Annotated in this window: 18 protein-coding genes; 3 read left to right on the forward strand and 15 right to left on the reverse strand. The window is 67.0% G+C overall.

Annotated features, from left to right (window positions below; genetic code table 11):
- Positions 1-84 precede the first annotated feature (84 nt).
- The 11 genes from GII31_RS10920 to dop form a co-directional block, all read right to left on the reverse strand.
- Positions 85-912, reverse strand: coding sequence for a DUF4333 domain-containing protein (locus tag GII31_RS10920; RefSeq protein ID WP_260840433.1), 828 nt, complete (start codon positions 910-912; stop codon positions 85-87).
- Between the two features lie 217 nt (positions 913-1129).
- Positions 1130-3955 (reverse strand): DEAD/DEAH box helicase, encoded by a 2826-nt coding sequence (locus tag GII31_RS10925; RefSeq protein ID WP_246222218.1) that lies wholly within the window; start codon positions 3953-3955, stop codon positions 1130-1132.
- 62 nt (positions 3956-4017) lie between these two features.
- Complete coding sequence (gene tatC, locus GII31_RS10930; RefSeq protein WP_213249437.1) at positions 4018-4947, reverse strand: twin-arginine translocase subunit TatC; 930 nt, start codon at positions 4945-4947, stop codon at positions 4018-4020.
- Between the two features lie 18 nt (positions 4948-4965).
- Positions 4966-5211 carry a Sec-independent protein translocase subunit TatA gene (gene tatA / locus GII31_RS10935; RefSeq protein ID WP_213249439.1) on the reverse strand — a complete coding sequence of 82 codons (246 nt, stop codon included), beginning with the start codon at positions 5209-5211 and terminating at the stop codon, positions 4966-4968.
- 50 nt (positions 5212-5261) lie between these two features.
- On the reverse strand, positions 5262-6299 hold the full coding sequence (locus tag GII31_RS10940; protein WP_213249441.1) for a helix-turn-helix transcriptional regulator: 1038 nt from the start codon (positions 6297-6299) through the stop codon (positions 5262-5264).
- Positions 6296-7408 carry a helix-turn-helix transcriptional regulator gene (locus tag GII31_RS10945; RefSeq protein WP_213249443.1) on the reverse strand — a complete coding sequence of 371 codons (1113 nt, stop codon included), beginning with the start codon at positions 7406-7408 and terminating at the stop codon, positions 6296-6298. Before GII31_RS10945 ends, GII31_RS10940 begins: the two co-directional genes overlap by 4 nt.
- A 16-nt stretch (positions 7409-7424) precedes the next feature.
- A complete protein-coding gene (pafA, locus tag GII31_RS10950; RefSeq protein ID WP_213249445.1) occupies positions 7425-8783 on the reverse strand; it encodes a Pup--protein ligase in 1359 nt (452 codons plus the stop codon).
- Between the two features lie 194 nt (positions 8784-8977).
- The gene (prcA, locus tag GII31_RS10955) at positions 8978-9754 is read right to left on the reverse strand and encodes a proteasome subunit alpha (protein WP_213249447.1); all 777 of its coding nucleotides are present in this window, start codon (positions 9752-9754) and stop codon (positions 8978-8980) included.
- Positions 9751-10626 (reverse strand): proteasome subunit beta, encoded by an 876-nt coding sequence (prcB, locus tag GII31_RS10960; RefSeq protein ID WP_260840435.1) that lies wholly within the window; start codon positions 10624-10626, stop codon positions 9751-9753. Before prcB ends, prcA begins: the two co-directional genes overlap by 4 nt.
- On the reverse strand, positions 10623-10814 hold the full coding sequence (locus GII31_RS10965) for a ubiquitin-like protein Pup (RefSeq protein ID WP_040514036.1): 192 nt from the start codon (positions 10812-10814) through the stop codon (positions 10623-10625). The genes prcB and GII31_RS10965 overlap by 4 nt, the downstream gene beginning before the upstream one ends.
- Before the next feature lie 157 nt (positions 10815-10971).
- Positions 10972-12471, reverse strand: coding sequence for a depupylase/deamidase Dop (gene dop, locus GII31_RS10970; protein WP_260840437.1), 1500 nt, complete (start codon positions 12469-12471; stop codon positions 10972-10974).
- A gap of 149 nt (positions 12472-12620) precedes the next feature.
- On the opposite strand from dop, the gene glgP reads away from it, so the two are divergent.
- The gene (glgP, locus tag GII31_RS10975; protein WP_213249453.1) at positions 12621-15326 is read left to right on the forward strand and encodes an alpha-glucan family phosphorylase; all 2706 of its coding nucleotides are present in this window, start codon (positions 12621-12623) and stop codon (positions 15324-15326) included.
- A gap of 78 nt (positions 15327-15404) precedes the next feature.
- On the opposite strand, the gene GII31_RS10980 is transcribed toward glgP, so the two are convergent.
- From GII31_RS10980 to GII31_RS10990, 3 genes are all read right to left on the reverse strand, one after another.
- The gene (locus GII31_RS10980; protein WP_213250168.1) at positions 15405-17711 is read right to left on the reverse strand and encodes an FHA domain-containing protein; all 2307 of its coding nucleotides are present in this window, start codon (positions 17709-17711) and stop codon (positions 15405-15407) included.
- 188 nt (positions 17712-17899) lie between these two features.
- A complete protein-coding gene (gene arc / locus GII31_RS10985; protein ID WP_213249455.1) occupies positions 17900-19660 on the reverse strand; it encodes a proteasome ATPase in 1761 nt (586 codons plus the stop codon).
- 176 nt (positions 19661-19836) lie between these two features.
- On the reverse strand, positions 19837-20667 hold the full coding sequence (locus GII31_RS10990) for a tRNA (adenine-N1)-methyltransferase (RefSeq protein ID WP_213249457.1): 831 nt from the start codon (positions 20665-20667) through the stop codon (positions 19837-19839).
- A gap of 98 nt (positions 20668-20765) precedes the next feature.
- Between GII31_RS10990 and GII31_RS10995 the strand changes: the two genes are divergently transcribed.
- Positions 20766-21644: a RecB family exonuclease gene (locus GII31_RS10995; protein WP_407649957.1), complete on the forward strand. Its 879-nt coding sequence runs from the start codon at positions 20766-20768 to the stop codon at positions 21642-21644.
- Positions 21645-21668: 24 nt separating this feature from the next.
- On the forward strand, positions 21669-22502 hold the full coding sequence (locus GII31_RS11000; RefSeq protein WP_213249459.1) for a thioesterase family protein: 834 nt from the start codon (positions 21669-21671) through the stop codon (positions 22500-22502).
- Positions 22503-22512: 10 nt separating this feature from the next.
- On the opposite strand, the gene GII31_RS11005 is transcribed toward GII31_RS11000, so the two are convergent.
- On the reverse strand, positions 22513-23220 hold the full coding sequence (locus GII31_RS11005) for a TetR family transcriptional regulator (protein WP_213249461.1): 708 nt from the start codon (positions 23218-23220) through the stop codon (positions 22513-22515).
- Positions 23221-23569: the final 349 nt, after the last annotated feature.

A 23569-nucleotide genomic window follows, 5' to 3' on the forward strand; every position in this document is an offset into this window, starting at 1 on the left:
GCCCACTGCGATTGCGCCCACGACATCAGGGCGGCAATACATCAGGGCGCCTGAGTATATCGGGGCGCCCGGCCGCGGCGGTGCTCAGCTCGTCGGGCGCGACACCTCGTATTTGCCGTCGTCGTCGACGATGGTGATGGTGACCTTCTGCTGCTGGCCGCCGACCGTCAGGTCACAGGTGAACGACTTACCCGAGGACACCGACTGCCCTGACGGGCAGGACACCTTGTCCACGTTGTCGATGTTGTAGTCGGTGCTCAGCACCTTTTTCACGCCATCCTCGACCGCACTCTGCGACAGCGTTTTCGGGAACCAGCCGGGCAGCCAGAACCCGGTCACCAACACGATCACGGCGATCGCCAGGATCACTCCGCCGACCGCGCCGAGCACCTTGGGCAGCTTCTTGTCCGACGACGAACCCGTGGGCTGCGCACCGCCGAACGGGTCGGACCCGTACTGGGGTGATCCGAACTGACCCGGCTGCTGCCCGGGTTGCTGACCGTACGCCGGGGTGGGCTGGGCGTACTGCTGCTGGGCGTACTGCTGGCCGGGCTGGGCGTACTGCTGGCCGGGCTGGGCGTACTGCTGGCCCGGCTGGGGGTATTGCTGGCCGGACTGGGGGTATTGCTGGCCGGGCTGGCCGAACTGCTGGCCCGGCTGGGGGTATTGCTGGCCGGGCGGCCCGTACTGGCCTGGGGTCGGTGCGGCGAAAGGATTGGCCGCACCGACCCCAGGCGGACCGTAGGCGGGCGAACCGTACTGCGCGAACCCCGGACCGCTGCCGTACGGCGGCACCTGACCGGGCGCGGCCGACGGATCGCCGAACGGAGCGGTGCCGCCGATTCTGGTGGCGTCGCCGTCGGCGCCGGGCGTCCCCGCCAGCGGGCTGTTCGGGTTGTTCGGGTCGGTCATCGGTTTTCCCCGCCTTCTCCCCGCTCTTCGCGACCGGGCGCATCGTCTGGCATCTGTGGCGCGCATCGGCGCACCGGGTCGTGGTGCGGCCGACTTCCATCCGGCGCACATCGTTGTTCTGCACGTTACCGCAGCGGCAACCAGGACAGCGCCGACGACACCGGCATGTACACCGGCCGACCGGTTGACGGGCGGCCCGGACCGGTCGGGTCGGCGATCAGCCCAGCTCGGCCGCGACGACACCCCGCCGGATCGACCCGACGGCCCGCGCCGCGGTGGTTGCCAGCGGCGCATCCGGGCCCACACTGATCCTGATCTGCTCCAGCAGATCAATCACCTGCCGGTTCCACCGCACGAAATCACCGGGCGAGAGCAACTGACCTGCCAATCCCGCCGCGGCCAGCGACTCAGTCAGTGACCGCCCCGACGACCACAGCGACACCGCCACCGAGAAGCCGGTATCGGGCTCACGGGTGGTCGGCACCCGGTGCCGACGTTCCATCTCGTTGAGCTGTTGCCACACCTGCACCGTTTCGGTGAGCGCGGTGCGCAGCCGCGGATTGCCCGGCACCGAATCGACGCCGGAGGCCGAGTCCCGGCGTGACTCGTACACCATCGCCGACACGACCGCGGCCAGGTCGCTGTGCGACAACCCTTCCCACACACCGGCGCGCAGGCACTCGGTGACCAGCAGGTCGCTTTCGCTGTAGATCCGCCCCAGCAGCCGCCCCGCGTGTTCCACCTCGACGGTGTCACCGGTACGGGTGAGATAACCCAGCTCCCCCAGCACGTCGACGATCCGGCCGAAGGTGACACCCAACGTGGACGTGCGGGAGGCGATCTCACGTTCGGCGGTGACGATCTCGCGCAGCAGCCGGTTGCGTTGCTCGGCGAGGCGGAACAGCTGGTCTCCCGGGTCGAGGCGATGAGCCGGGTGTGCGCGCAGCTCCGTGCGCAGTCGGATGAGTTCCGCGTCATCGGCGGCCGGCGCGCGCTTGTTGCCCCGCCCGCGTGGCATCTCGATACCGGTGGCCCGCAGCGCCGACGCCAGATCCCGGCGGCCGCGCCCGGTGCTGCGGTCGGGATGACGGGGCAACCGCATAGTGCCCAGAACCTGTGGCGGATTGACGAAGTCGCGTTGATCGACCCGGCCGCACCACGCGTCCTCGACCAGAACCAGCGGTTTGGGGTCGACGCCGTGCGCCGCCGGTTCGAGCACCACCGCAAGTCCTCGATGCCGCCGCCCGTGCAGGCCGATCACGTGCCCCTTCTTCAGCGCACCGAGGTCCTCCACGATGGACCGGGTGTTCTCCACCCGCCGGTGGAACTTCAGGTCCCGTTCGCGGCGCCGGATGTCCTCACGCAGATCGATGTAGGCGAGGAAACCGTTCGCCGACCGGTCATCGGTGTCCTCGGTGTCGGGGGCGTCCACACCGCGCGCCGCCGCCAGCTCCGCCAGCTGTGCGTCGGTTTTGCGCAGCCTGATCCGCGCCTGATCGACCTTGCGTGCCTGTCCCACCACCGAACGGTCGGCCTGGAACTGGGCGAACGAGCGGTGCAGCAACTCGCGCGCACCGTCCAAACCCATCCTGCCGAGCAGATTGATCGCCATGTTGTATTCGGGTGCGAACGAGCTGCGCAACGGGAACGTGCGGGCCCCGGCAAGACCTGCCAGCTGCTCGGGCACCACCTCCGGGGTCCACAGCACGATCGCGTGGCCCTCGACGTCGATACCGCGGCGCCCGGCCCGGCCGGTGAGCTGCGTGAACTCACCCGGCGTCAGGTCCACATGCGCTTCGCCGTTGTACTTGACCAACCGTTCCAGCACCACCGATCGGGCCGGCATGTTGATGCCGAGGGCTAACGTCTCGGTGGCGAACACGACCTTCACCAGTCCGGCCGCGAACAACTCCTCGACCGCATGCCGGAACGTGGGCAGCAGACCCGCATGATGGGCTGCGAAACCACGCCGCAGACCGGCCCGCCACTGCTCCACACCCAGAACCTCCGCGTCCGCGGGTGCGATGTCGCTCAGATGCCTGTCGACGATCTCGTCGACCCTGGCCGCCTCGTGGGGTTCGAGCAACGACAGCCGGGACCGTTGGCATTGCGCCAGCGCGCCGTCACAACCCTTGCGCGAGAAGATGAACATGATTGCCGGCAGCAATCCGTCGCGGTCCAGGCTCGCCACCACATCGGGCCGCGACGTGCGGGATCCGCCCCCGCCGCGATGGCCCCGGCCGCGACCCCTGCTCCGTGAGTCGGAAACCCTGTCGGGCACGAATCTGTCGGGGGCGGTCAGCATCCTGTGTTTGATATAGCGCTTGAGGTCGGTGTTGACCTCCCGCGCACCCTTCCTGGCCGCCCCCTGGGTTGAGCGGTCGTACAGGTCGAACATCCGGTTGCCCACCAGCACGTGCTGGGACAGCGGCACCGGACGATGATCGTCGACGATCACGGTCGTATCCCCGCGCACCGTCTTGATCCAGTCGCCGAACTCCTCGGCGTTCGACACGGTCGCCGACAGACTCACCACCCGCACAGCGGGATCCAGGTGCAAGATCACTTCTTCCCACACCGCGCCGCGAAAGCGGTCGGCGAGGAAGTGCACCTCGTCCATCACCACATACGACAGACCGTCGAGGGCGGGTGATCCGGCGTAGATCATGTTGCGCACCACCTCGGTGGTCATCACCACCACCGGCGCACCCGCGTTGATCGCCACATCTCCGGTGAGCAGTCCCACCGAGTCGGCTCCGTGCACTGCCACCAGATCGGTGTATTTCTGATTGCTCAGCGCCTTGATGGGTGTGGTGTAGAAGCACTTGGTGCCGGCGGCCAGCGCCAGATGCACCGCGAACTCCCCCACGATCGTCTTACCCGCACCGGTCGGGGCGCACACCAGCACACCGTGCCCCGACTCCAGCGCGACGCACGCCCGTGACTGAAAAGGATCGAGGTCGAAAGCCAACCGTTCGGTGAACGCCGTGAGCTGCGGCCCACGGCTGTCCGCGGGACCTGGCCCGTCCCCGGGACCGATCACGTCTGGGGAATGGCTCCCGTCCCCGGAATAGCTATCGGCTCGTTCTTCGATGTCCGGCACCCTCACAGGATGTCATCGAATGCCTTCGCCGGTGTAATGGCCGACGCGTGTGGCTCGGACGTGGGCCTCGGCAGCGTGCTCGACTCGTCGTCGGCAAGCCGCGCATCAGCGGCGGACCTGTTCGCCTTGCGCCGGTCGGAGATCCGCGCCACCTGGATCGCGATCTCCTGCAGCACCGTCAGTGCGAGGGCAAGTGCGAGCATCGTGAAGGGATCGGACCCCGGCGTGACGATCGCGGCGAACACGAACATCGTCAGGATCAGGCCGCGCCGCCACGACTTCAGCCGTGCATAGGTGAGCACACCGATCAGATTGAGCGCGATGATGAGCAGCGGGAGCTCAAAACTCACACCGAAGACGATCAACAACCGCAGGATGAAATCGAAATACTGGTCACCGGCCAGCGCCGTGATCTGCACATCGCTGCCCACCGTGAGCAGGAAGTGGAATGCCTTGGCCACCACCAGATACGCCAGCACGGCACCGGCGACGAACAACACCGCCGCGCTCGCGACGAACGAGATCGCGTAGCGTCGCTCGTTCTTCATCAACGCCGGCGTGATGAACTGCCACACCTGATACAGCCACACCGGACACGCCAGCACCACACCGGCCGTCAGAGCAACCTGCAGACGCAGCATGAACTGGTCGAACGGACCCGTCGCCAACAGCCTGCACTCACCGTCGGGTGACAGCGCCGCCCGCGTCTCCGGCGGCAGATCACAGTACGGACCACGCAACAACTCCCCGAGCGATTCGATACCCAGGAACGACGAGCTGTACCAGACGAAACCCGCGATCGTCGTGACCACGATCGCGACCAGCGAAATAACCACCCGAGTACGCAACTCGTACAGGTGCTCCACCAACGACATAGTGCCGTCGGGATTGACCTTACGTTTACGCTTCCTCGGGTCGAAAGGAATACGCACCCCGGCTACCCGAGTGCGTTAAGCGGACTTCTTGACGTCATCCACCGACTGCCCGGTGCCCGGCACCTCGGGCTTCGCGGTCAGCTCCCGCGACGCCTCCGGTGGAGTCTTCTTACCGTCGTTCTGCATCTCGGAGATCTCGCTCTTGAAGATGCGCAATGACTGCCCCAGACCGCGAGCCGCCTCCGGCAACTTCTTGGAACCAAACAGAACAATGACCACGATCGCGACGATCGCCCAATGCCACCACGACATAGCGCCCATGACGCCCAACCTCCCAGGTAGTTACTCGGCCATGCTACCCGAACGCCGATCTACGCGTACCTCGCGCGAGCGGCGGCCGCCCGCTCCGCCATCGCGGCGGTGATCTCATCCGCTGACGTCGATGCGGTGTCGTCGGGCGACTCGATTCCGACCAGACGCACATCACCTGCGAACCCGAGCAGAAAACGTGTCAGCCACTCGGCCGAACCGAAGACAAGCCGCGCGCGTACCGAGTCCTCGTGGCTACCACCGGCGGTCACGTCATCGAGCGGCTCCGCCGAGTAGTAGTCGAGAATCCACTTCGACGCGTGGTCGATGTCGATCACGGCGACCGGTAGATCGGGGTTCTGGCTGAGCACCGGAGACACTGCGGCCGATTCCGGTTCCGCCGGCGGCCGTGATGGTTCATCGAGCGCGGTGGCCTCATCGACCCGGTCGAACCGGAACAGCCGCCGACCCTCGGCGTCACGGCACCACGCCTCCAGATACATCGCGTTGTCGACAACCTTGACCGCGATCGGGTCAACGGTCCGGGTGCTCGTCGTGTCGCTGGTGGCCGTGTAGTACCTCAGCTTCAATGCGCGCCTATCGCGAACAGCGCCTTTGATCGTCGCATACGTCGTATCCGCGTCGACCGGACGAACGGATGCGGCAGCGGCAACCCCGGTCACCCGAGCGCCGACCGCAGTCTCGATCTTCATGATCGCCCGGTCCACAGCCGACGAATCCACCAGGCCCGGAGTCTTCACCAACTGCCGCAAAGCCACCAACAGAGGGGTGGCCTCTGCCCTGGTCAGACGCAGTGGCCTGTCCATTCCCGCCGAGAAGATGACCGATACCGTTCGTTCTCGGAACTCGACCTCCACGAGGTCCTTCGGATCGTCGTAGAACGGAAAGTCCAACTCGATCAGATCACCGCCGTACCCACCCGGTAGACCACACATGAACAACAGATTCAGGTCCGCGTACAGTTCACGTTCGGTCACACCCAGATCGGCCATTGCCTGCGAGATCGGGAACCCCTCGTGGGCCTGGAAGTAGGGCACCATCGCCAGCAGCCTGTTCAGGCGAGTCGGTTTGGACGTCATCGGACCGTCGTCCTGCCCAGCTCCTGCGTCGCTGCGCTCGTGTGGTGATCTCCCGTCGCTGCGCTCGTGTGGTGATCTCCCGTCGCTGCGCTCGTGTGGTGATCTCCCGTCGCTGCGCTCGCCCTGGTCACCTCGATCAGATTGTCGAGAGCATCGATCACCGTGGCACGAAAATGCGCCGGCTCCAGAACCACGACGTCGGCTCCGGCGCCGAGAATCGCACGTACCGCTGACGTCTCATAACGGACCCCGATCTCCAGCAGGTCCCCGTCCGCATCGCCCAACCGGTGCGGGGTCGTCGATCGCGCCATCCGGCGAACACCGTGCGCGCGGTCGGCGGCAACCCACACGCGTGCCACCAACTCGGTGGTGCCGATGGCCGAGTCCACCGTGTCGGCGACGGTCCGCTGCAGGTCGACGCCCTCGGGAATCGCCACCGACCCGTCCTTACCGATCGGCTCCACATCGGACAATCGCGACAACCGGAACGTCCGTGTGGCCTTCCGGGTCCGGTCGTGGCCCACCACGTACCAATGACCGCGATGGGTGACCACACCCCATGGTTCCAACGTCCGGGACGTGGGCGCCGCCGTGCTGCCCGCCCGGTATTCGAAGGTCACCGCCCGCCCGGTGTCAATCGCCCGGACCAGCGCCGCCAGCACCGGTTCGGCATCAGCGGTACGGCCCGCCGTCGTCTCGATATCGGCGAACACATCGTCGGGCAGGTCGATTCCGGCCGCCTCCAGCTTGAGCATCGCAGTCCGCGACAGTGCCGCAACCTCCGGTACCTTCCAGAACGCGACCGCCATCGCCACCGCCGCCGCTTCCTGCACGTCGAGGGTGATCTCCGGCAGCGAATAGGTGGCCGGGTCGATCCGGTAACCTTCTTCGCCTTCCGGTGTGAGGCCGGTGACTACAGGGATTCCGTTCTCCCGCAGATTCATTTTGTCGCGCTCGAGCATCCGCTTGAATGATGTACCGGATGCGGATGACGCATACCCGGTGACATTCTTGCGAATGTACTCTGCGGTCACGAACTGCGGCGCGTGCAGCAGACAGATGACCAGATTCAGAACACGCTCGTCCGGCGTGATTCTCGAGGTACCCACTCGACAAACCTTACGGTCACATCGATGCGATCAAACGATCGACCCGCTCATCCACACTGCGGAACGGATCTTTGCACAACACCGTCCGCTGCGCCTGATCGTTCAGCTTCAGATGCACCCAGTCGACCGTGAAATCCCGGCCCGCCTTCTGCGCCGCCGAAATGAAATCACCCCGCAACTTCGCGCGCGTCGTCTGTGGCGGCTCATCGACCGCCTCCTTGATCGCCTCATCGGTCGTCGCCCGGGCCACCAAACCCTTACGGGTCAGCACATCGAACACACCCCGGCCCCGTTTGATGTCGTGATAGGCAAGGTCGAGCTGCGCGATCTTCGGATCCGACAGATCCATCGAATAGCGATTCTGGTAGCGCTCGAACAGCTTGCGCTTGATCACCCAATCGATCTCGGTATCGACCTTGGAGAAATCATCGGATTCCACGGCATCGAGAACACGACCCCACAAATCGACCACCAGATCCATCTCCGGATCAGGCTTCCGGTTGGTCATATGCTCGACTGCGCGTGCGTAATATTCGCGCTGGATTTCCAAAGCGCTCGCCTGCCGGCCACCGGCCAGCCGTACCTGGCGACGGCCCGTCGTGTCGTGACTGACCTCGCGGATCGCGCGAATCGGATTGTCCAGCGCGAAATCGCGGAAACTCACCCCCGACTCGATCATCTCCAGAACCAGCGTCGCAGACCCCACCTTCAGCAGTGTCGTCATCTCCGACATGTTCGAATCGCCGACGATCACGTGCAGCCGCCGGTACTTCTCGGCGTCGGCATGCGGCTCATCACGGGTGTTGATGATCGGACGCGACCGTGTCGTCGCCGATGACACACCCTCCCAGATGTGTTCGGCCCGCTGCGACAGACAGAACGTCGCCGCCTTCGGCGTGTGCAACACCTTGCCCGCACCGCAGATCAACTGCCGGGTCACCAGGAACGGCAACAACACATCCGAGATCCGGGAAAACTCCCCCGCCCGGACCACCAGATAATTCTCGTGGCAACCGTACGAATTGCCCGCGGAATCGGTGTTGTTCTTGAACAGATAGATATCGCCGCCGATGCCCTCGTCCGCCAACCGCTGCTCGGCGTCGATCAGCAGATCCTCGAGCACCAACTCGCCGGCCCGATCATGATTGACCAACTGGATCAGGCTGTCGCACTCGGCCGTCGCGTACTCCGGATGCGAACCCACATCGAGATAGAGCCGGGCACCGTTCTGCAAGAACACATTCGACGACCGGCCCCACGAGACCACCCGCCGGAACAGGTATCGGGCAACCTCGTCAGGACTCAGTCGACGATGCCCGTGAAAGGTGCACGTGACACCGAACTCTGTCTCGATCCCCATGATTCGACGCTGCACGGCTCAACCCTACTCTCGGTATTTCTGTGTGTTCGGTCCGTCGGCGGGTCTGGGCTTGTGCATCGTCTTCCCTCGGACACGCGGGGCTCGTTCCTCGCTCGCGTGTCCTCAGCCCAGACGATGCGCCCGGACCCGCCGGCGGACCAAACACCGGGAAACTCTCGTTCGGCCGACTACTGACCCGGGTGCGGGTACTACTCGGACTCGCTTTCAGTTGTGTCCGGGGTGGGTGCGGGATCCTCGGCTTGCTGAGTACTGGCCAGCAGTTCGGTGATCGTTGCCGCCGGAAGCCTGCGGAACGCGCGGCGCGGCCGGTTGTGGTCGAGGATCGCCACTTCCAGATCGCCCGCCGTCAACTCGCGACGCGGAGTCTCCGCCGTCCCGTTCGCCGCGGGCGGTGGTGTGGCCAGAGCGTCCACGGCCAGCGTCAGCGCGTCGGCCAGACTCAACTCCGACTCGTACTTGTCCTTCAACGTGGCCGCGATGGAATCGGTGGCGCCGCCCATCACCAGGAACCGGGTCTCGTCCGAGATCGAGCCGTCGTAGCTGATCCGGTACAGCTGCGACACCCCGGGCTTGCCCGGTTTGGCCACCTCGGCCACACACAGCTCCACCTCGAACGGCTTGGGCTGCTCGGTGAACACCGACCCCAACGTGTTGGCGTAGGCGTTGGCCAGCGACAACCCCGACACGTCGGCCCGGTCGTAGCTGTAGCCACGCATGTCGGCGAGTTGGATACCCGCCTTGCGCAGACTCTCGAACTCGTTGTACTTGCCGACCGCGGCGAACCCGATGCGGTCGTAGATCTCGCTGACCTTGCGCAACGTGTTCGAGGGGTTCTCGGCGACGAACAGCACGCCGTCGGCGTAGGTCAGCGCCACGACGCTGCGCCCGCGCGCGATGCCCTTGCGGGCCAGCTCCGAACGATCGCGCATGATCTGTTCGGCGCTGGCGTAATACGGAAAAGTCACCGCGCACCCCCCTCGTGTTCCTCGGTACGACGTTGCGCCACCGTGCGTGCGGCGGCCTCGATGTCGGCCGGTGGGACCTCACGCGAGCCCGTCGCATCGACGACCGCGGCCGTCGGGAAGATCTTGCGCACCAGATCGGGTCCGCCGGTCGCCGAATCGTCGTCGGCCGCGTCGTACAACGCCTCCACGGCGATCGCCAGCGCCGACGCCTCATCGAGATCGGAACGGTACAGCTTCTTGAGGGACGATTTGGCGAACACCGAACCCGAGCCGATGGCCTGGTAGCCGCCGAACTCCTCGTGCCGGTCACCGGCCACGTCGAAGGAGAAGATCCGCCCACGCTCCTGCGGGCTGTCGTGGTCGATGTCGTAGCCGACGAGCAGCGGAACGGCCGCCAGACCCTGCATCGCCGCACCCAGGTTGCCGCGCACCATGGACGCGAGACGACTGACCTTGCCGTCGAGGGTGAGCGGGACACCTTCGAGCTTCTCGTAATGCTCGAGCTCAACAGCGAACAACCGGACCATCTCGATCGCGATACCCGCGGTGCCGGCGATCCCGGCCGCCGAATAGTCGTCGGTCAGATACACCTTGCGCACATCGCGGGTGGCTATCAGGTTGCCCATCGTGGCCCGCCGGTCACCGGCGAGCACCACCCCACCCGTATACGACACCGCCACGATGGTGGTGCCGTGCGGGATGTCCGAGGCGTCACCGCCCTGCATAGCCGCGAGCCGCTCGGCCCGGGCGGCCGGCAACTGGTCGGGTGCATGCACCCGCAGGTACTCGGTGAACGAGGAGATATCCGGACCGAACGACAAAGTGGGGCCCAACGAGGAACCTGGAGTGTGCGTACTGAACCGGTCGCTCACTGGCCACCCTTCTGCACGTACGCGCGCACGAAGTCTTCGGCGTTCTCCTCCAACACGTCGTCGATCTCATCAAGCAGGTCGTCGGTGTCCTCCGCCAGCTTTTCGCGCCTCTCCTGACCGGCACTGCCGTCGGGACCGAGACCCTCGTCGTCTCCGCCGCCACCGTGTTTGGTCTGTTCCTGCGCCATCTGCTGCCTCCTTACCGATCGCCTGTCGGCGAGCCGTATCGGTGATGCGCCGCCGGTGGCCCGCACCGGATCGACCGTTCATCACCGATTGTCGTGCTGTCCACCCTACCGGTGCCGATGCCCTCGTGGGCCGTCATGACACTTCGGGTTTCGTCGCCTAATTCGTGAGCTGACCGACTAATTCGGCCGCCGAGTCCACCGAATCCAGCAGCGCGCCGACATGTGCGCGGCTGCCGCGCAGCGGTTCGAGCGTGGGGATGCGGACCAGCGACTCGCCGCCCAGATCGAAGATGACCGAGTCCCAGCTGGCGGCCGCCACCTCGGCCCCGAAACGGCGCAGGCATTCACCGCGGAAGTATGCGCGCGTGTTCTCCGGCGCGGAGGTGATCGCCCGGGTCACGTCGGCCTCGTCGACCAGACGCTTCATCGACCCGCGGGCCACCAGCCGGTTGTACAGGCCCTTGTCCAGCCGAACATCCGAGTACTGTAGGTCGATCAGGTGCAGGCGCGGTGCCGACCAGCTCAGCCCCTCGCGCTGGCGGAAGCCCTCCAGCAGCCGCAGCTTGGCCGGCCAGTCGAGAATATCGGCGCACTCCATCGGGTCGCGTTCGAGTTTGTCCAGGACCTCGGCCCACGTCTGCAGGACGTGCGCGGCGCGGGCGTCGTCGCTGTGGTTCTGCTCGTGGAAACGGGTGCACCGCTCCAGATATTCGCGCTGCAGGGCCAACGCGGTCAGTTCGCGGCCGTCGGTGAGGGCGACGGTGGCCTGCAGAGTCGGATCGTGACTGATGGTGTGCACCGCCGTCACCGGGCGGGCCAGCTCGATGTCGGAGAAGTCGATGCCCGCCTCGATCAGATCCAGCACCAGCGAGGTGGTGCCCACCTTGAGATAGGTGGCGGTCTCGGCGAGATTGGCGTCACCGATGATCACATGCAGCCTGCGGTACCGCTCGGGGTCGGCGTGCGGTTCGTCGCGGGTGTTGATGATGCCGCGTTTGAGGGTGGTTTCCAGGCCCACCTCGACCTCGATGTAGTCGGCCCGCTGCGACAGTTGGAAACCCGACTCGTCACCGGACTGCCCGATCCCGACGCGGCCCGAACCGCAGATCACCTGACGCGAGGCGAAGAACGTGGTCAGGCCCGCGATCACCGCCGTGAACGGGGTGCTGCGATCCATCAGATAGTTCTCGTGAGTGCCGTACGAGGCGCCCTTGCCGTCGATGTTGTTTTTGTAGAGCTGCAGCTTCGGTGCACCCGGCACACTCGCCACATAGCGGGCTGCGGCCTCCATCACCCGTTCGCCGGCCTTGTCCCAGATGACCGCGTCCATCGGGTCGGTCACCTCCGGCGCCGAATACTCCGGGTGGGCGTGATCGACGTACAGTCGCGCACCGTTGGTGAGGATCATGTTGGCCGCGCCGATCTCGTCGGCATCGATGATGGGAGCCGGCCCCGAACCACGGCCCAGGTCGAATCCGCGGGCATCGCGCAACGGGGATTCGACCTCGTAGTCCCAGCGTGTGCGCTTGGCGCGGGGAACACTCGCGGCGGCGGCATAGGCCAGCACCGCCTGCGTGGACGTCATGATCGGGTTCGCGGTCGGGTCGCCGGGGGCGGAGATGCCGTACTCGACCTCGGTACCGATGATTCGCTGCATTCTTGCGAGCCTAGTAGCCTGCCGGAGCCGCCGCGCACATGCCCGCAAGTGTGCGGCACCGAACCTGCCGGCTTCGTCTCACAGAGTTAACCTGACCGCTGCGCTCTCTCGGTCGCAGCAACGCCCGCGGCTCGGTAGCGTACAGCCGTGTGAAAGCCTTCCGCCGGTTCACCGTTCGGGTGCCACTGCCCGAGTCCCTCGCCGACCTGTCCGTGCTCGCCCACAATCTGCGCTGGTCGTGGCACACGCCGACGCAGAACGTCTTCGCCGCCGTCGACCCCGACCTGTGGGCGGCCGACCGCGATCCGCTGCGGTTGCTCTCCGAGGTCGCCCCTGAACGTCTGGCCGCACTGTCGACCGACACCGAGTTTCTCGCCCGCCTGCGCGAAGCCGCCGGCGACCTCGACGCCTATCTCGCGGACCCAGCCTGGTTCGGTGACTACGCCGCCACCCTCGACCGGGACGCCACCCACGCCCCGCCCGCTGAATCTCCCACCCACGCCCCGCCCGCGGGCATCGCGTACTTCTCGATGGAGTTCGGCATCTCCGAGGTCCTGCCCATCTATTCCGGCGGTCTCGGCATTCTCGCCGGCGACCACCTCAAGGCCGCCTCCGATCTGGGCCTGCCACTGATCGGAGTCGGGCTGTTCTACCGGTCGGGCTACTTCCGCCAGAGCCTGAGCCACGACGGCTGGCAGATCGAGCGCTACCCCGTCAACGATCCGACGGCACTGCCGCTCACACTGTTCACTGACGGAGACGGCGCGCCGGTGACCATCACCATCCCGATGCCCGGCAACCGGGTGCTGAGCGCGCAGGTCTGGGTGGCGACAGTCGGCCGGATCCCGCTGCTGCTGCTCGACTCGGACCTGGCCAACAATGACGAGGAGATGCGCGCGATCACCGACCGGCTCTACGGCGGCGACCAGAACCACCGGATCAAACAGGAGATCCTGCTCGGCATCGGCGGCACCCGCGCCATCCGCGAATACGCGCGCCTGACCGGACGCGCCCAGCCGTCGGTGTTCCACATGAACGAGGGGCACGCGGGTTTCCTCGGCGTCGAGCGCATCCGCGAACTCGTCACCGGACCCGAAGGCCTCGATGTCGACAGCGCCGAGTCGGTTGTCCGCGCGTCGAACATCTTCACCACCCACACCCCGGTGCCCGCGGGCATCGACCGGTTCCCGGTCGACCTGGTCCGTTACTACCTCGACCCCGACGACGAAGGCCGCTCGCGGCTGCTCGGTGGCCTCCACGCGGGCACCGTGCTCGACCTGGGCGACGAAGCCGACCCGAACGTGTTCAACATGGCGCACATGGGTTTCCGGCTCGGACAGCGCAGCAACGGTGTGTCGGAGCTGCACGGTGCGGTGAGCCGGGAGATGTTCGCCGATCTGTGGCCCGGATTCGACGCCGACGAGGTGCCGATCGGCTCGGTCACCAACGGCGTACACGGGCCCACGTGGGTCGCGCCCGCCTGGCAGCGGCTCACCGATCCCGACGCGCCGTCGGCGGCGGTGGTATACCGGGAACTGTCCGCCGACAAGATATGGGACCAGCGCACCGCGCTGCGCGCCGATCTGGTCGACGAGGTGCGCCGACGCGCCCTCTCCAGCGGCCGCGACCGGGGCTTCACCGACGCCGAACTCGGCTGGACCTCCGACATCTTCGACCCCGACGCGCTGACCATCGGCTTCGCCCGGCGCGCGGCCACCTACAAGCGGCTGACGCTGATGCTGCGCGACCCCGACAGGCTGCGGGCCATTCTCACCGACCCGGACCGGCCGGTCCAGCTCGTCATCGCGGGCAAGGCGCACCCGGCCGACGACGGCGGCAAATCACTCATCCAGCAGGTCGTCCGGTTCACCGAGGACCCGGAACTGCGGGACCGGATGATCTTCCTGCCCGACTACGACATCTCGATGGCCCGGCACATCTACGCCGGCTGCGATGTGTGGCTCAACAATCCGGTGCGGCCGCTGGAGGCGTGCGGTACCTCCGGGATGAAGTCCGCGCTCAACGGCGGGCTGAACCTGTCGATCCTGGACGGCTGGTGGGACGAGATGGCCGACGGCGAGAACGGCTGGGCGATCGGCTCGGCCGAGGGGGTCACCGACGAGCACCGCCGCGACGACCTCGAAGCCCAGGCGCTCTACGAGTTGCTCGAGGAGTCGGTGATCCCGCTGTTCTACGGCCGCGACGACGACGGCATTCCGCAACGCTGGGTGGAGATGGTGCGCCACACCCTGGCCGAACTCGGCCCCAAGGTACTGGCTTCACGGATGGTCCGCGACTACACGACCGCGCTGTACGCGCCCGCGGCTGCCTCGTTCGGGCTGATCTGCGCCGACGGCTACGCCGGAGCGCGTGACCTGGCCGACTACCGCGGGCAACTCAACCAGCGATGGGGCGCGGTGCAGATCCTCGGTGTCGACGATTCGGGTTCGGACGCGGCGACCGCGGATCCGGCGGCGGAGCCGGGGGCGTCGGTGACGCTGACCGCACACGTCGAACTCGGCGGTCTCACCCCCGAGCGGGTCGCGGTGCAGGCGCTGGTGGGCCGCGTCTCGGCAGACGGGGACATCCTGGACCCGACGGTCACCGAGATGACGCCGGCAGGTGGTCCCGACGCTTCCGGGCGCACCCTGTTCTCCGCGGTGGTCTCACCCCGGCACTCGGGCCGACACGGCTACACCGCGCGGGTCCTGCCGAAACACCCGAACCTCACCGACGACGCCGAGCTGGGTTTCGTCCGGTATCCGTCGGGCACCGCCGAGGACGCCGGACCCGGGGTCACCATCACCGCCTCGGGCTACGGCGCCACCGGCGCGGCAGCCGTCACCTCGTCCTGACCCCGTGATGTCCTGACCCCGCGAACATCGACGGGAGCGGCCTGTGCGGCCGGTCCCGTCGATGTTCGTCCGGCCACGCTACACGCGCTGGGCGGCGACGGGCTGGCTCTTGCGTTTGAGGGTCAGCCGCGAGTAGGTGACCACTGTCAGCACCACACCCATCGCGATGAGGATCCCGTAGCTGAGGAAGGTGTTGGTGGCCGTTTGCTCCCACAGCGGCTCCTCCTGGGTCTGCGGGGCCAGCGGGGAGATCGTGGTCAGGTCGACACCGATCGCGGCGGCCGAATAACCCCAACGGCCCGGGAACAACCATGCCAGCTGTTCGAGACCGGTCCGCCCGGCGAGCGGGAACATGCCGCCGCAGAACACCAGCTGCACCATCACCACCAGCACCAGCGGTGGCATCGTCTGCTCGGCCGAGCGCACCACGGCCGAGATGGTCAGACCGATCAACGCGCTCACACAGGCCAGCAGGGCGATCGCGATGAACAGTTCCAGCGAACCGACCAGGAAGAAGCCGTCCTCACCCGGCGTGCCGCGACCGGCATAGGTGATGGTCACCATCACCGCGGCCTGCAGCACCGCGATCGCGAAGAAGACCACGATCTTGGCGCCCAGATATGACGACGGGCGCAGGCCGACGGCGCGTTCCCGTTCGTAGATCGGCCGCTCCCCCACCAGATCTCGCACCGTGAGCGCGGCACCCATGAACATCGCACCCAACACCAGGACCACCAGGATCTGCACCGCTTCACCGGAGTTGTCGGCGTTGTTGAGTGAGAGCCCCTTGTCGCCGGGGATGACCAGGGTCAGCAGACCCAGCACCACGGGCAGTACCGCCAGGAACACCAGATAGCCGCGGTCGGCGAAGATCAGCCGCACCTGGCGTCGGCCGATGGTGCTGACCTGCCGGGCCATGCTGGTCTGCGGTGCCCGGATCGGTGTGCCGCTGCGCGGGGCGCGCGGCGCCGCCGGTGTGGGTATGCGGCCGGACTGGTAGCGCGAGGCCGCGACATCAGGTGAGGTGGCGACGAAGTCGAAGATCTCGGCCCAGTCGTTGGTGCCCATCGCCGCGATCACGTTCGACGGCGCGGGCGAACCGCAGTAGGCGGTCTTGCCGCCGGGTGCGAGCAACAGCACCTGATCGCACATCGACAGGTAGCTCAGCGAATGCGTCACCACCAGCACCACCCGGCCGGCATTGGCGAGCAGCCGCAGGGTCTTCATCACCTGGCGGTCCAGGGCCGGGTCCAGACCCGATGTCGGCTCGTCCAGGATCAGCAGCGAAGGACCGGTCAGCAGTTCCATCGCCACCGAGGCACGTTTGCGCTGGCCGCCGGACAGTGTGTCGACGCGGGTGTCCAGATGCTCGCTCAGTTGCAGCTCGGCCAGAACCCCGGTGATGACCTGTTCGCGGTCCTGTTTCGACAGGTCGGTGGGCAGGCGCAGTTCGGCCGCGTAGCGCAGCGCCTCGCGCAGCGTGAGTTTCATGTGCAGCACGTCGTCCTGCGGCACCATCCCGATACGGGTGCGCAGCGCCTCGTACTCCTCGTGGACGTTGCGGCCCTCGAACGTCACATATCCGGCGGTGGGATTGGTCAGGCCGGCGACGATCTTCGAGACCGTCGACTTGCCGGCGCCGGACGGCCCGATGATCGCGGTCAACGTGCCGGGTGCGGCGTTGAACGAGACGTTCTGCAACAGCTGCTTGTTGCCGTCGACGGCCAGCCCGACACCGGTGACCTGCACGCCGTCGGCGACGACGGAGGCATCCTGGCCGCGTAGCAGGGTGCCGCCGCTGACCACGAAATCGCTGTTGCCGACGGTGACGACGTCGTTCTCGCGGAGCACCGCCCGGCTGATCCGGGAACCGTTGACGAAGGTGCCGTTGACGCTGTGCAGGTCCTCGATGACCAGTCCCTCGCCGACCTGCGACAGCTTCGCGTGGTGGCGTGAGGCCAGCACGTCATCGACGACGATGTCGTTGTCGGGGGTGCGGCCGATGGTGCGGCCCGGACCGCCGATGCCGACGGTGATGGTTTCGCGTCCGACCGGCTGATTCGGCGTCGGCGCGTGCACCGGCCGCGGCGCGTGCTCGGGCACAATGTCCACCGGCGGCCCGGTGTTCGGGTCACCCAGACGGATCTGCACCGGACCGTTGATCGCGAACTCGGCCAGCCGGCGGCCGTTGACGAAGTATCCGTTGGTGCTGCCGGCATCGACCACCGCCCAGTGATTACCGCGCCAGACGAACGCCAGATGCCTGCGTGAGACGAGCGGGTGATTGACGACGATGTCGTTCTCGGGTGTCCGGCCCAACGTCATCTGGGGGGCACCGCCGAGGCGGAACGCCTGCCCGTTGACGTTCACCCGGCACGGCAGCATTCCCTGAGGAGTGGTCACGCGATGACTTTAATGCTTCTTTCAACAGTGGGCGACAGATCGTCGGATGAGTGGACGACGGGCAGTCGCGGGGCCCGGACACCCCGGTCCCCCGAACACGCCTGAGCCCCGGGGTGGGCCATCCCCGATGAAGGCGGGACGGCGCCCCGGGGCGCCGGTGCGGGATGGGACTAGAGGTACTGGCCGGTGTTGGTCTCGGTGTCGATGGCCCGGCTCGCCCCGGAGCTCTTGCCCGTGACCAGCGTGCGGATGTACACGATCCGCTCGCCCTTCTTGCCCGAGATCCGCGCCCAGTCGTCGGGGTTGGTGGTGTTGGGCAGATCTTCGTTCTCGGCGAACTCGTCGAGGATCGAGTCGAAGAGGTGCTGCACCCGCAGACCCGGCTGTCCGCTGTCGAGCTGCGACTTGATCGCGTACTTCTTGGCCCGGTCGACGACGTTCTGGATCATCGCGCCGGAGTTGAAGTCCTTGAAGTACATGACCTCTTTGTCGCCGTTGGCGTAGGTGACCTCGAGGAACCGGTTGTCGTCGCTCTCGGCGTACATGCGGTCGACGACCCGTTCGATCATCGCCCGGATGCAGGCCGCCTTGTCACCGCCGAACTCGTTGATGTCGTCGATGTGTACGGGCAGCCCGTCGACGAGGTACTTGGAGAAGATATCCATCGCGGACTCGGCGTCGGGACGTTCGATCTTGATCTTCACGTCCAGCCGGCCCGGGCGCAGGATGGCCGGGTCGATCATGTCCTCCCGGTTGGAGGCGCCGATGACGATCACGTTCTCCAGGCCCTCGACGCCGTCGATCTCGCTGAGCAACTGCGGGACGACGGTGGTCTCCACGTCGGAGGAAACACCCGAGCCGCGCGTCCGGAAGATCGAGTCCATCTCGTCGAAGAACACGATGACCGGGGTGCCCTCGGAGGCCTTCTCCCTGGCACGCTGGAAGATCAGCCGGATGTGGCGCTCGGTTTCGCCGACGAACTTGTTGAGCAGTTCGGGGCCCTTGATGTTGAGGAAGTACGACTTGGCCTCTTTGGCGTCGTCCCCGCGCACCTGGGCGATCTTCTTGGCCAGCGAGTTGGCCACGGCCTTGGCGATGAGCGTCTTGCCGCAGCCGGGCGGCCCGTACAGCAGCACACCCTTGGGCGGGCGCAGCGCGTAGTCGCGGAACAGATCCTTGTGCAGGAACGGCAGCTCGACGGCGTCGCGGATCTGCTCGATCTGCCGACCGAGGCCGCCGATGTCCTCGTAACCGACGTCGGGAACCTCTTCGAGGACCAGGTCCTCCACCTCGGCCTTGGGAACGCGTTCGAAAGCGAACCCGGCCTTGGTGTCCACCAGCAGCGAGTCGCCGGGCCGGAGCTTGCGGTCCGGGCCGTCGATGTCGCCCTCGATCGAACCGACCAGCGGTTCGGCCAGCCACACCACCCGCTCCTCGTCGGCGTGCCCGACCACCAGTGCGCGTTTGCCGTCGGCCAGGACCTCGCGCAGGGTGCTGATCTCGCCGACCGAGTCGAACTCGCACGCCTCCACGATCGTCAGCGCCTCGTTCAGGCGCAGCGTCTGCCCCTTGTGGAGGGTGTCGGTGTCGATGTTCGGGGAGCATGACAGGCGCATCTTGCGGCCGGAGGTGAACACGTCGACGGTGGCGTCGGGATACACCTCCAGCAGCACTCCGTAGCCGCTGGGCGGCTGACCGAGCCGGTCGACTTCTTCGCGCAGCGCGATGAGTTGCTGCCGCGCTTCCTTGAGCGTTTCGAGGAGTTTGGCGTTGCGTACCGTCAGCGAGTCGACCCGCTGCCGGAGCTCGCGATCGGCATCCGCACCCGATGCCGCGGTCGGCGAATACGCCGGGACGAACGAGTCCCCCGCATTCGGCGTCCGGGCCTCATCGGCCCGGCCGGTCTGGTCTTGACGGTCAGATTCGGTCATTGCTGACTCCTCTCCCCGGCAGCACACTCGAGTGATGCACCGTGACTCCACGCTACCGGTGCGCGGCACGGAATGCCTCGCGCGGCACACCATTCGGTCGGGTTGAACCGTTAAATGTGTGTCGCCGCCGTGTATGCGCGATGTTTCCCCGGCCAACACCCGCGCGGATCGGTGCGTCAGCCCTTGGTCGGCCTGCGCTGCGGACGCAGGGTGGTGGTGCCGTCGGCCAGACGCCGGGCGGTGATGAGAAAGGCCGTGTGACCTTGCATTCTGTGCTCGGGCCGCACTGCCAGACCCACGGCGCTCCATTCGCGCACCATCGACTCCCAGGCGCGCGGTTCGGTCCAGCATTCCTGGTCGCGCAGGGCCTCCATGATCCGCGACAGCTGGGTGACGGTGGCCACGTAGATCACCAGTACCCCGCCCGGCCGCAGTGTCCGGCGCACCACCTCGAGCGGTTCCCACGGTGCGAGCATGTCCAGGATGACGCGGTCGTACTGGTCTTCCGGGTCGTGGTTGGCCAGGTCGTCGACGATCAGTTCCCAATTGTCGGGGGCACCGCCGAAGAAGGTCTCGACGTTGCGCTGGGCATGTTCGGCATGGTCCTGCCGCACCTCGTACGAGCGCACCCGGCCGCCCGCACCCACCGCGCGCAGCAGCGAGCAGGTGAGCGCGCCCGAACCCGCACCGGCCTCCAGGACGCGGGCACCGGGAAAGATGTCACCTTCGGTGACGATCTGCGCGGAATCCTTCGGGTAGATCACCTGCGCACCGCGCGGCATCGACAGCACGTAGTCCACGAGCAGTGGCCGCAGCGCCAGGTACTGGGTACCGCTGGTGGCCGAGACGATCGATCCCTCGGGTGCGCCGATCAGGTCGTCGTGGCTGATCGCACCCCGGTGGGTGTGGAACTGTTTGCCGTCCTCGAGCACCACGGTGAACTTGCGACCCTTGGCGTCGGTGAGTTGTACACGGTCGCCGACGATGAACGGGCCGGTCGCGGGCATAGGTGGTGCTTCCCTTCGTCTGCCCCGGTCCTCGTGCGCGACCGTGGGGCGTTGAGTGTCCGCACGACTTTGTCACAGGAAAGGCATAACCTGCCAACGTGACCTTCACCGTCGACCGTTCAGCCGACACATGCACCGGGTCGCCCGACCGTGCCGCCGACGGCCCCCGGGGAATCGTCGGTCGTCCGCTCGCACTGTCCCCCTCACGCGCGGCCGACTTCAAACAGTGTCCGCTGCTGTACCGGTACCGGACGATCGACCGCTTTCCCGAAACCCCGACTCCCGCGCAGACCAAGGGCACGGTGGTGCACGCGGCGCTGGAGAACCTGTTCGACATGCCCGCCGAGCTACGCACCCGCGAATCGGCCGATCTGCTGGTCGAGGGCGCATGGGCGGCGTTGTGCGAGGGCGATCCGTCGCTGCACGAGGTGGTCACCCCGGAGGCGTCCGAGGAGTTCATCGCCTCGGCGCAGCGGCTGATCGCGACCTACTACTCGATGGAGAATCCGACCGCCTTCGACGCGGCCTCGTGCGAAGAACACCTCGAGGTGCGGTCCGCCGATCTGCCGCTGCGAGGGTTCGTCGACCGCATCGACATCGCCCCGACCGGTGAGGTCCGGGTGGTCGACTACAAGACCGGTCGTGCGCCCGGCGAATCCGGCGAGGCACGCGCGCTGTTCCAGATGAAGTTCTATGCGCTGGCGCTGTGGCGTGACCGCGGCGTGGTGCCCGACCGACTGCAGCTGATGTACCTGGCCGACGGTCAGCAACTCACCTACACCCCCGACGAGGACGAACTGGCACGATTCGAGCGCACCCTGACCGCCGTGTGGGCGGCGATCCGTGCGGCGGTGGCCACCGGGGATTTCCGGCCGCGCAGGTCGTGGTTGTGCAGGTTCTGCGAGCACAAGACCCGGTGCCCCGAGTTCGGCGGCGCGGTCCCCGACTATCCCGGTCCCCCACCCGGATTCAGCTGAGATACCGGCGCCTACAGTCGGAGCGTGGACTTTCACTGCTACTACGAGACCGTGGGTGGGGCCGGACCGGACGACGACGGTTTCGAGTATTTCCGGCCGACCGGGGCGACGCAGAGCGTGTGGTCGCCGGACCTGCAGCACGGCGGCCCGCCGTCGGGGCTGATGGTGCGTTCGCTGACCCGTCACAGCCCCGACCCGGGCGCGCAGTTCACCCGGATCACCACCGACATCCTGGGTGCCATCGGTTTCGGCATCAATCGTGTCCGGACCCGCGTCGTGCGGCCCGGCCGGCAGATCTGCCTGCTGACGACCGAACTGGAGGTTCAGCAACCCGACGGCTCGTACCGCCCGGTGGGCCGTACGTCGGCGTGGCGGATGCGTATCGCGGACACCGCCGCGGCGGTCCACTCACCGCGTGAGCCGCTCCCGGCCCCCGAGACCCTCGACACGGGACCGGGGGTGCGGGCGCACGATGCCGGTGTCGACTGGGGATCGAGCGGTTTCCTGGGGACCGTCGTCGCGGCCAACCTGCCGTCGGTGAACGGCGCCACCGACGCCTACTGGATCCGGCCGGCCCTGCCGCTGGTGGCCGGCGAACACACCTCCGACATCGAGTCGATCTTCACCGTCCTCGACATCGCCAACGGTGTGGGCACCACGCTGCAGCCGGACGTCTGGTCGTGGATGAACACCGACACCACCGTGCATCTGACCCATGAGCCGACCGGCCCGTGGATCGGCATCGACGCCGAGACATCCATTGGCACAGCCGGTTACGGCGCCACCTTCGCCGACCTGTTCGACGTCGGCGGCTTCCTGGGCCGTTCGGCGCAGACGGTGCTGCTGGTGCGCAGATGATCGAGGTTTGTCAGCGCAGCAGTGACTCGATGTAGGCGATGGTGCGGTCGGCGACCGCGTCGAGGACGTCGTCGGGAGTGGTCGGTGTCCCGGCGTCGGCGAGTTCACGCGAGATCGGCGCGGACACGTCCGGGTTGGCCTCGAGCCACGGTTTCGGGACGGGCTCGAACATCAGTGGCCGCAACTCCTCGGGAGTGGTGTCCCATTGGTGGTCGATGAGCAGACTGAACGCGAACAGGTCGAGCAGCATGTGGCCGCGTACGGCCGAGGCCTGCTGGGCGCTGAGCCCGATGTCGGTCAGGAACCGCAGCATTCGTTCGGGGCTCAGGATCCGCTCGACGGGCACCGCCGCCGCGGTGACCGTCTCCTCCATCGAGATCAGCAGCGCCCGGGCGAGCGGCCGGTAGCCGGCGCGTCCGGCCAGGTACCAGTCGCGGATCGACTGGCGCCACCGCTCGGGGTCGTAGTGGTGTTCGGGCAGGGAGGCGATGAGATGTGCCGCCGCCAGATCGATCGCCTCCTGCCGGTCGGCGATCACGTTGTACAGCGCCCGGACGGTCACCCCGAGCTCAGACGCCAGGCGCCGCATCGTCAGTGCCCGGAAGCCCTCGGCTCCGGCCACCGCGACCGCCGCCGCGCCGATCGTCTCTTTGGTCAGTGGCCGACGGGCGCCGTCCTTGGGTGGTCGCCCGCGTCGTACCCGTTCAGGGCTGTTCACGCCGTCAACGGTACCGACCCCGAACCGTATCGATTCCGAACGGTACCGAGCATGAACGGGGATGTGATCCTACCGGAGTGCGCTCAGCAATGCGACGACGGTGTCGACGTCGATCTCGCCCAGGGTATGGCCGAGCAGGCGCGGCTGGGTCTCCCGCAGAAACTGCGAACTCATCACCGGGGATGCGATCGCATCGGGGTCCACGTGCGCCGTCGCGACACCCGTGCGCTGCGCGTCGGCGATGAACTGGGTGATGGTCTCGATGGCGCCGTCCTCGGCGGAGTGCTGACCTCGGGCCTGGCCTCGACATCAATTCGCCGTTCCGGCAGATCGCGATCGCCACCGGTCG

It is taken from the genome of Gordonia pseudamarae, from assembly GCF_025273675.1.
GTDB lineage: Bacteria > Actinomycetota > Actinomycetes > Mycobacteriales > Mycobacteriaceae > Gordonia > Gordonia pseudamarae.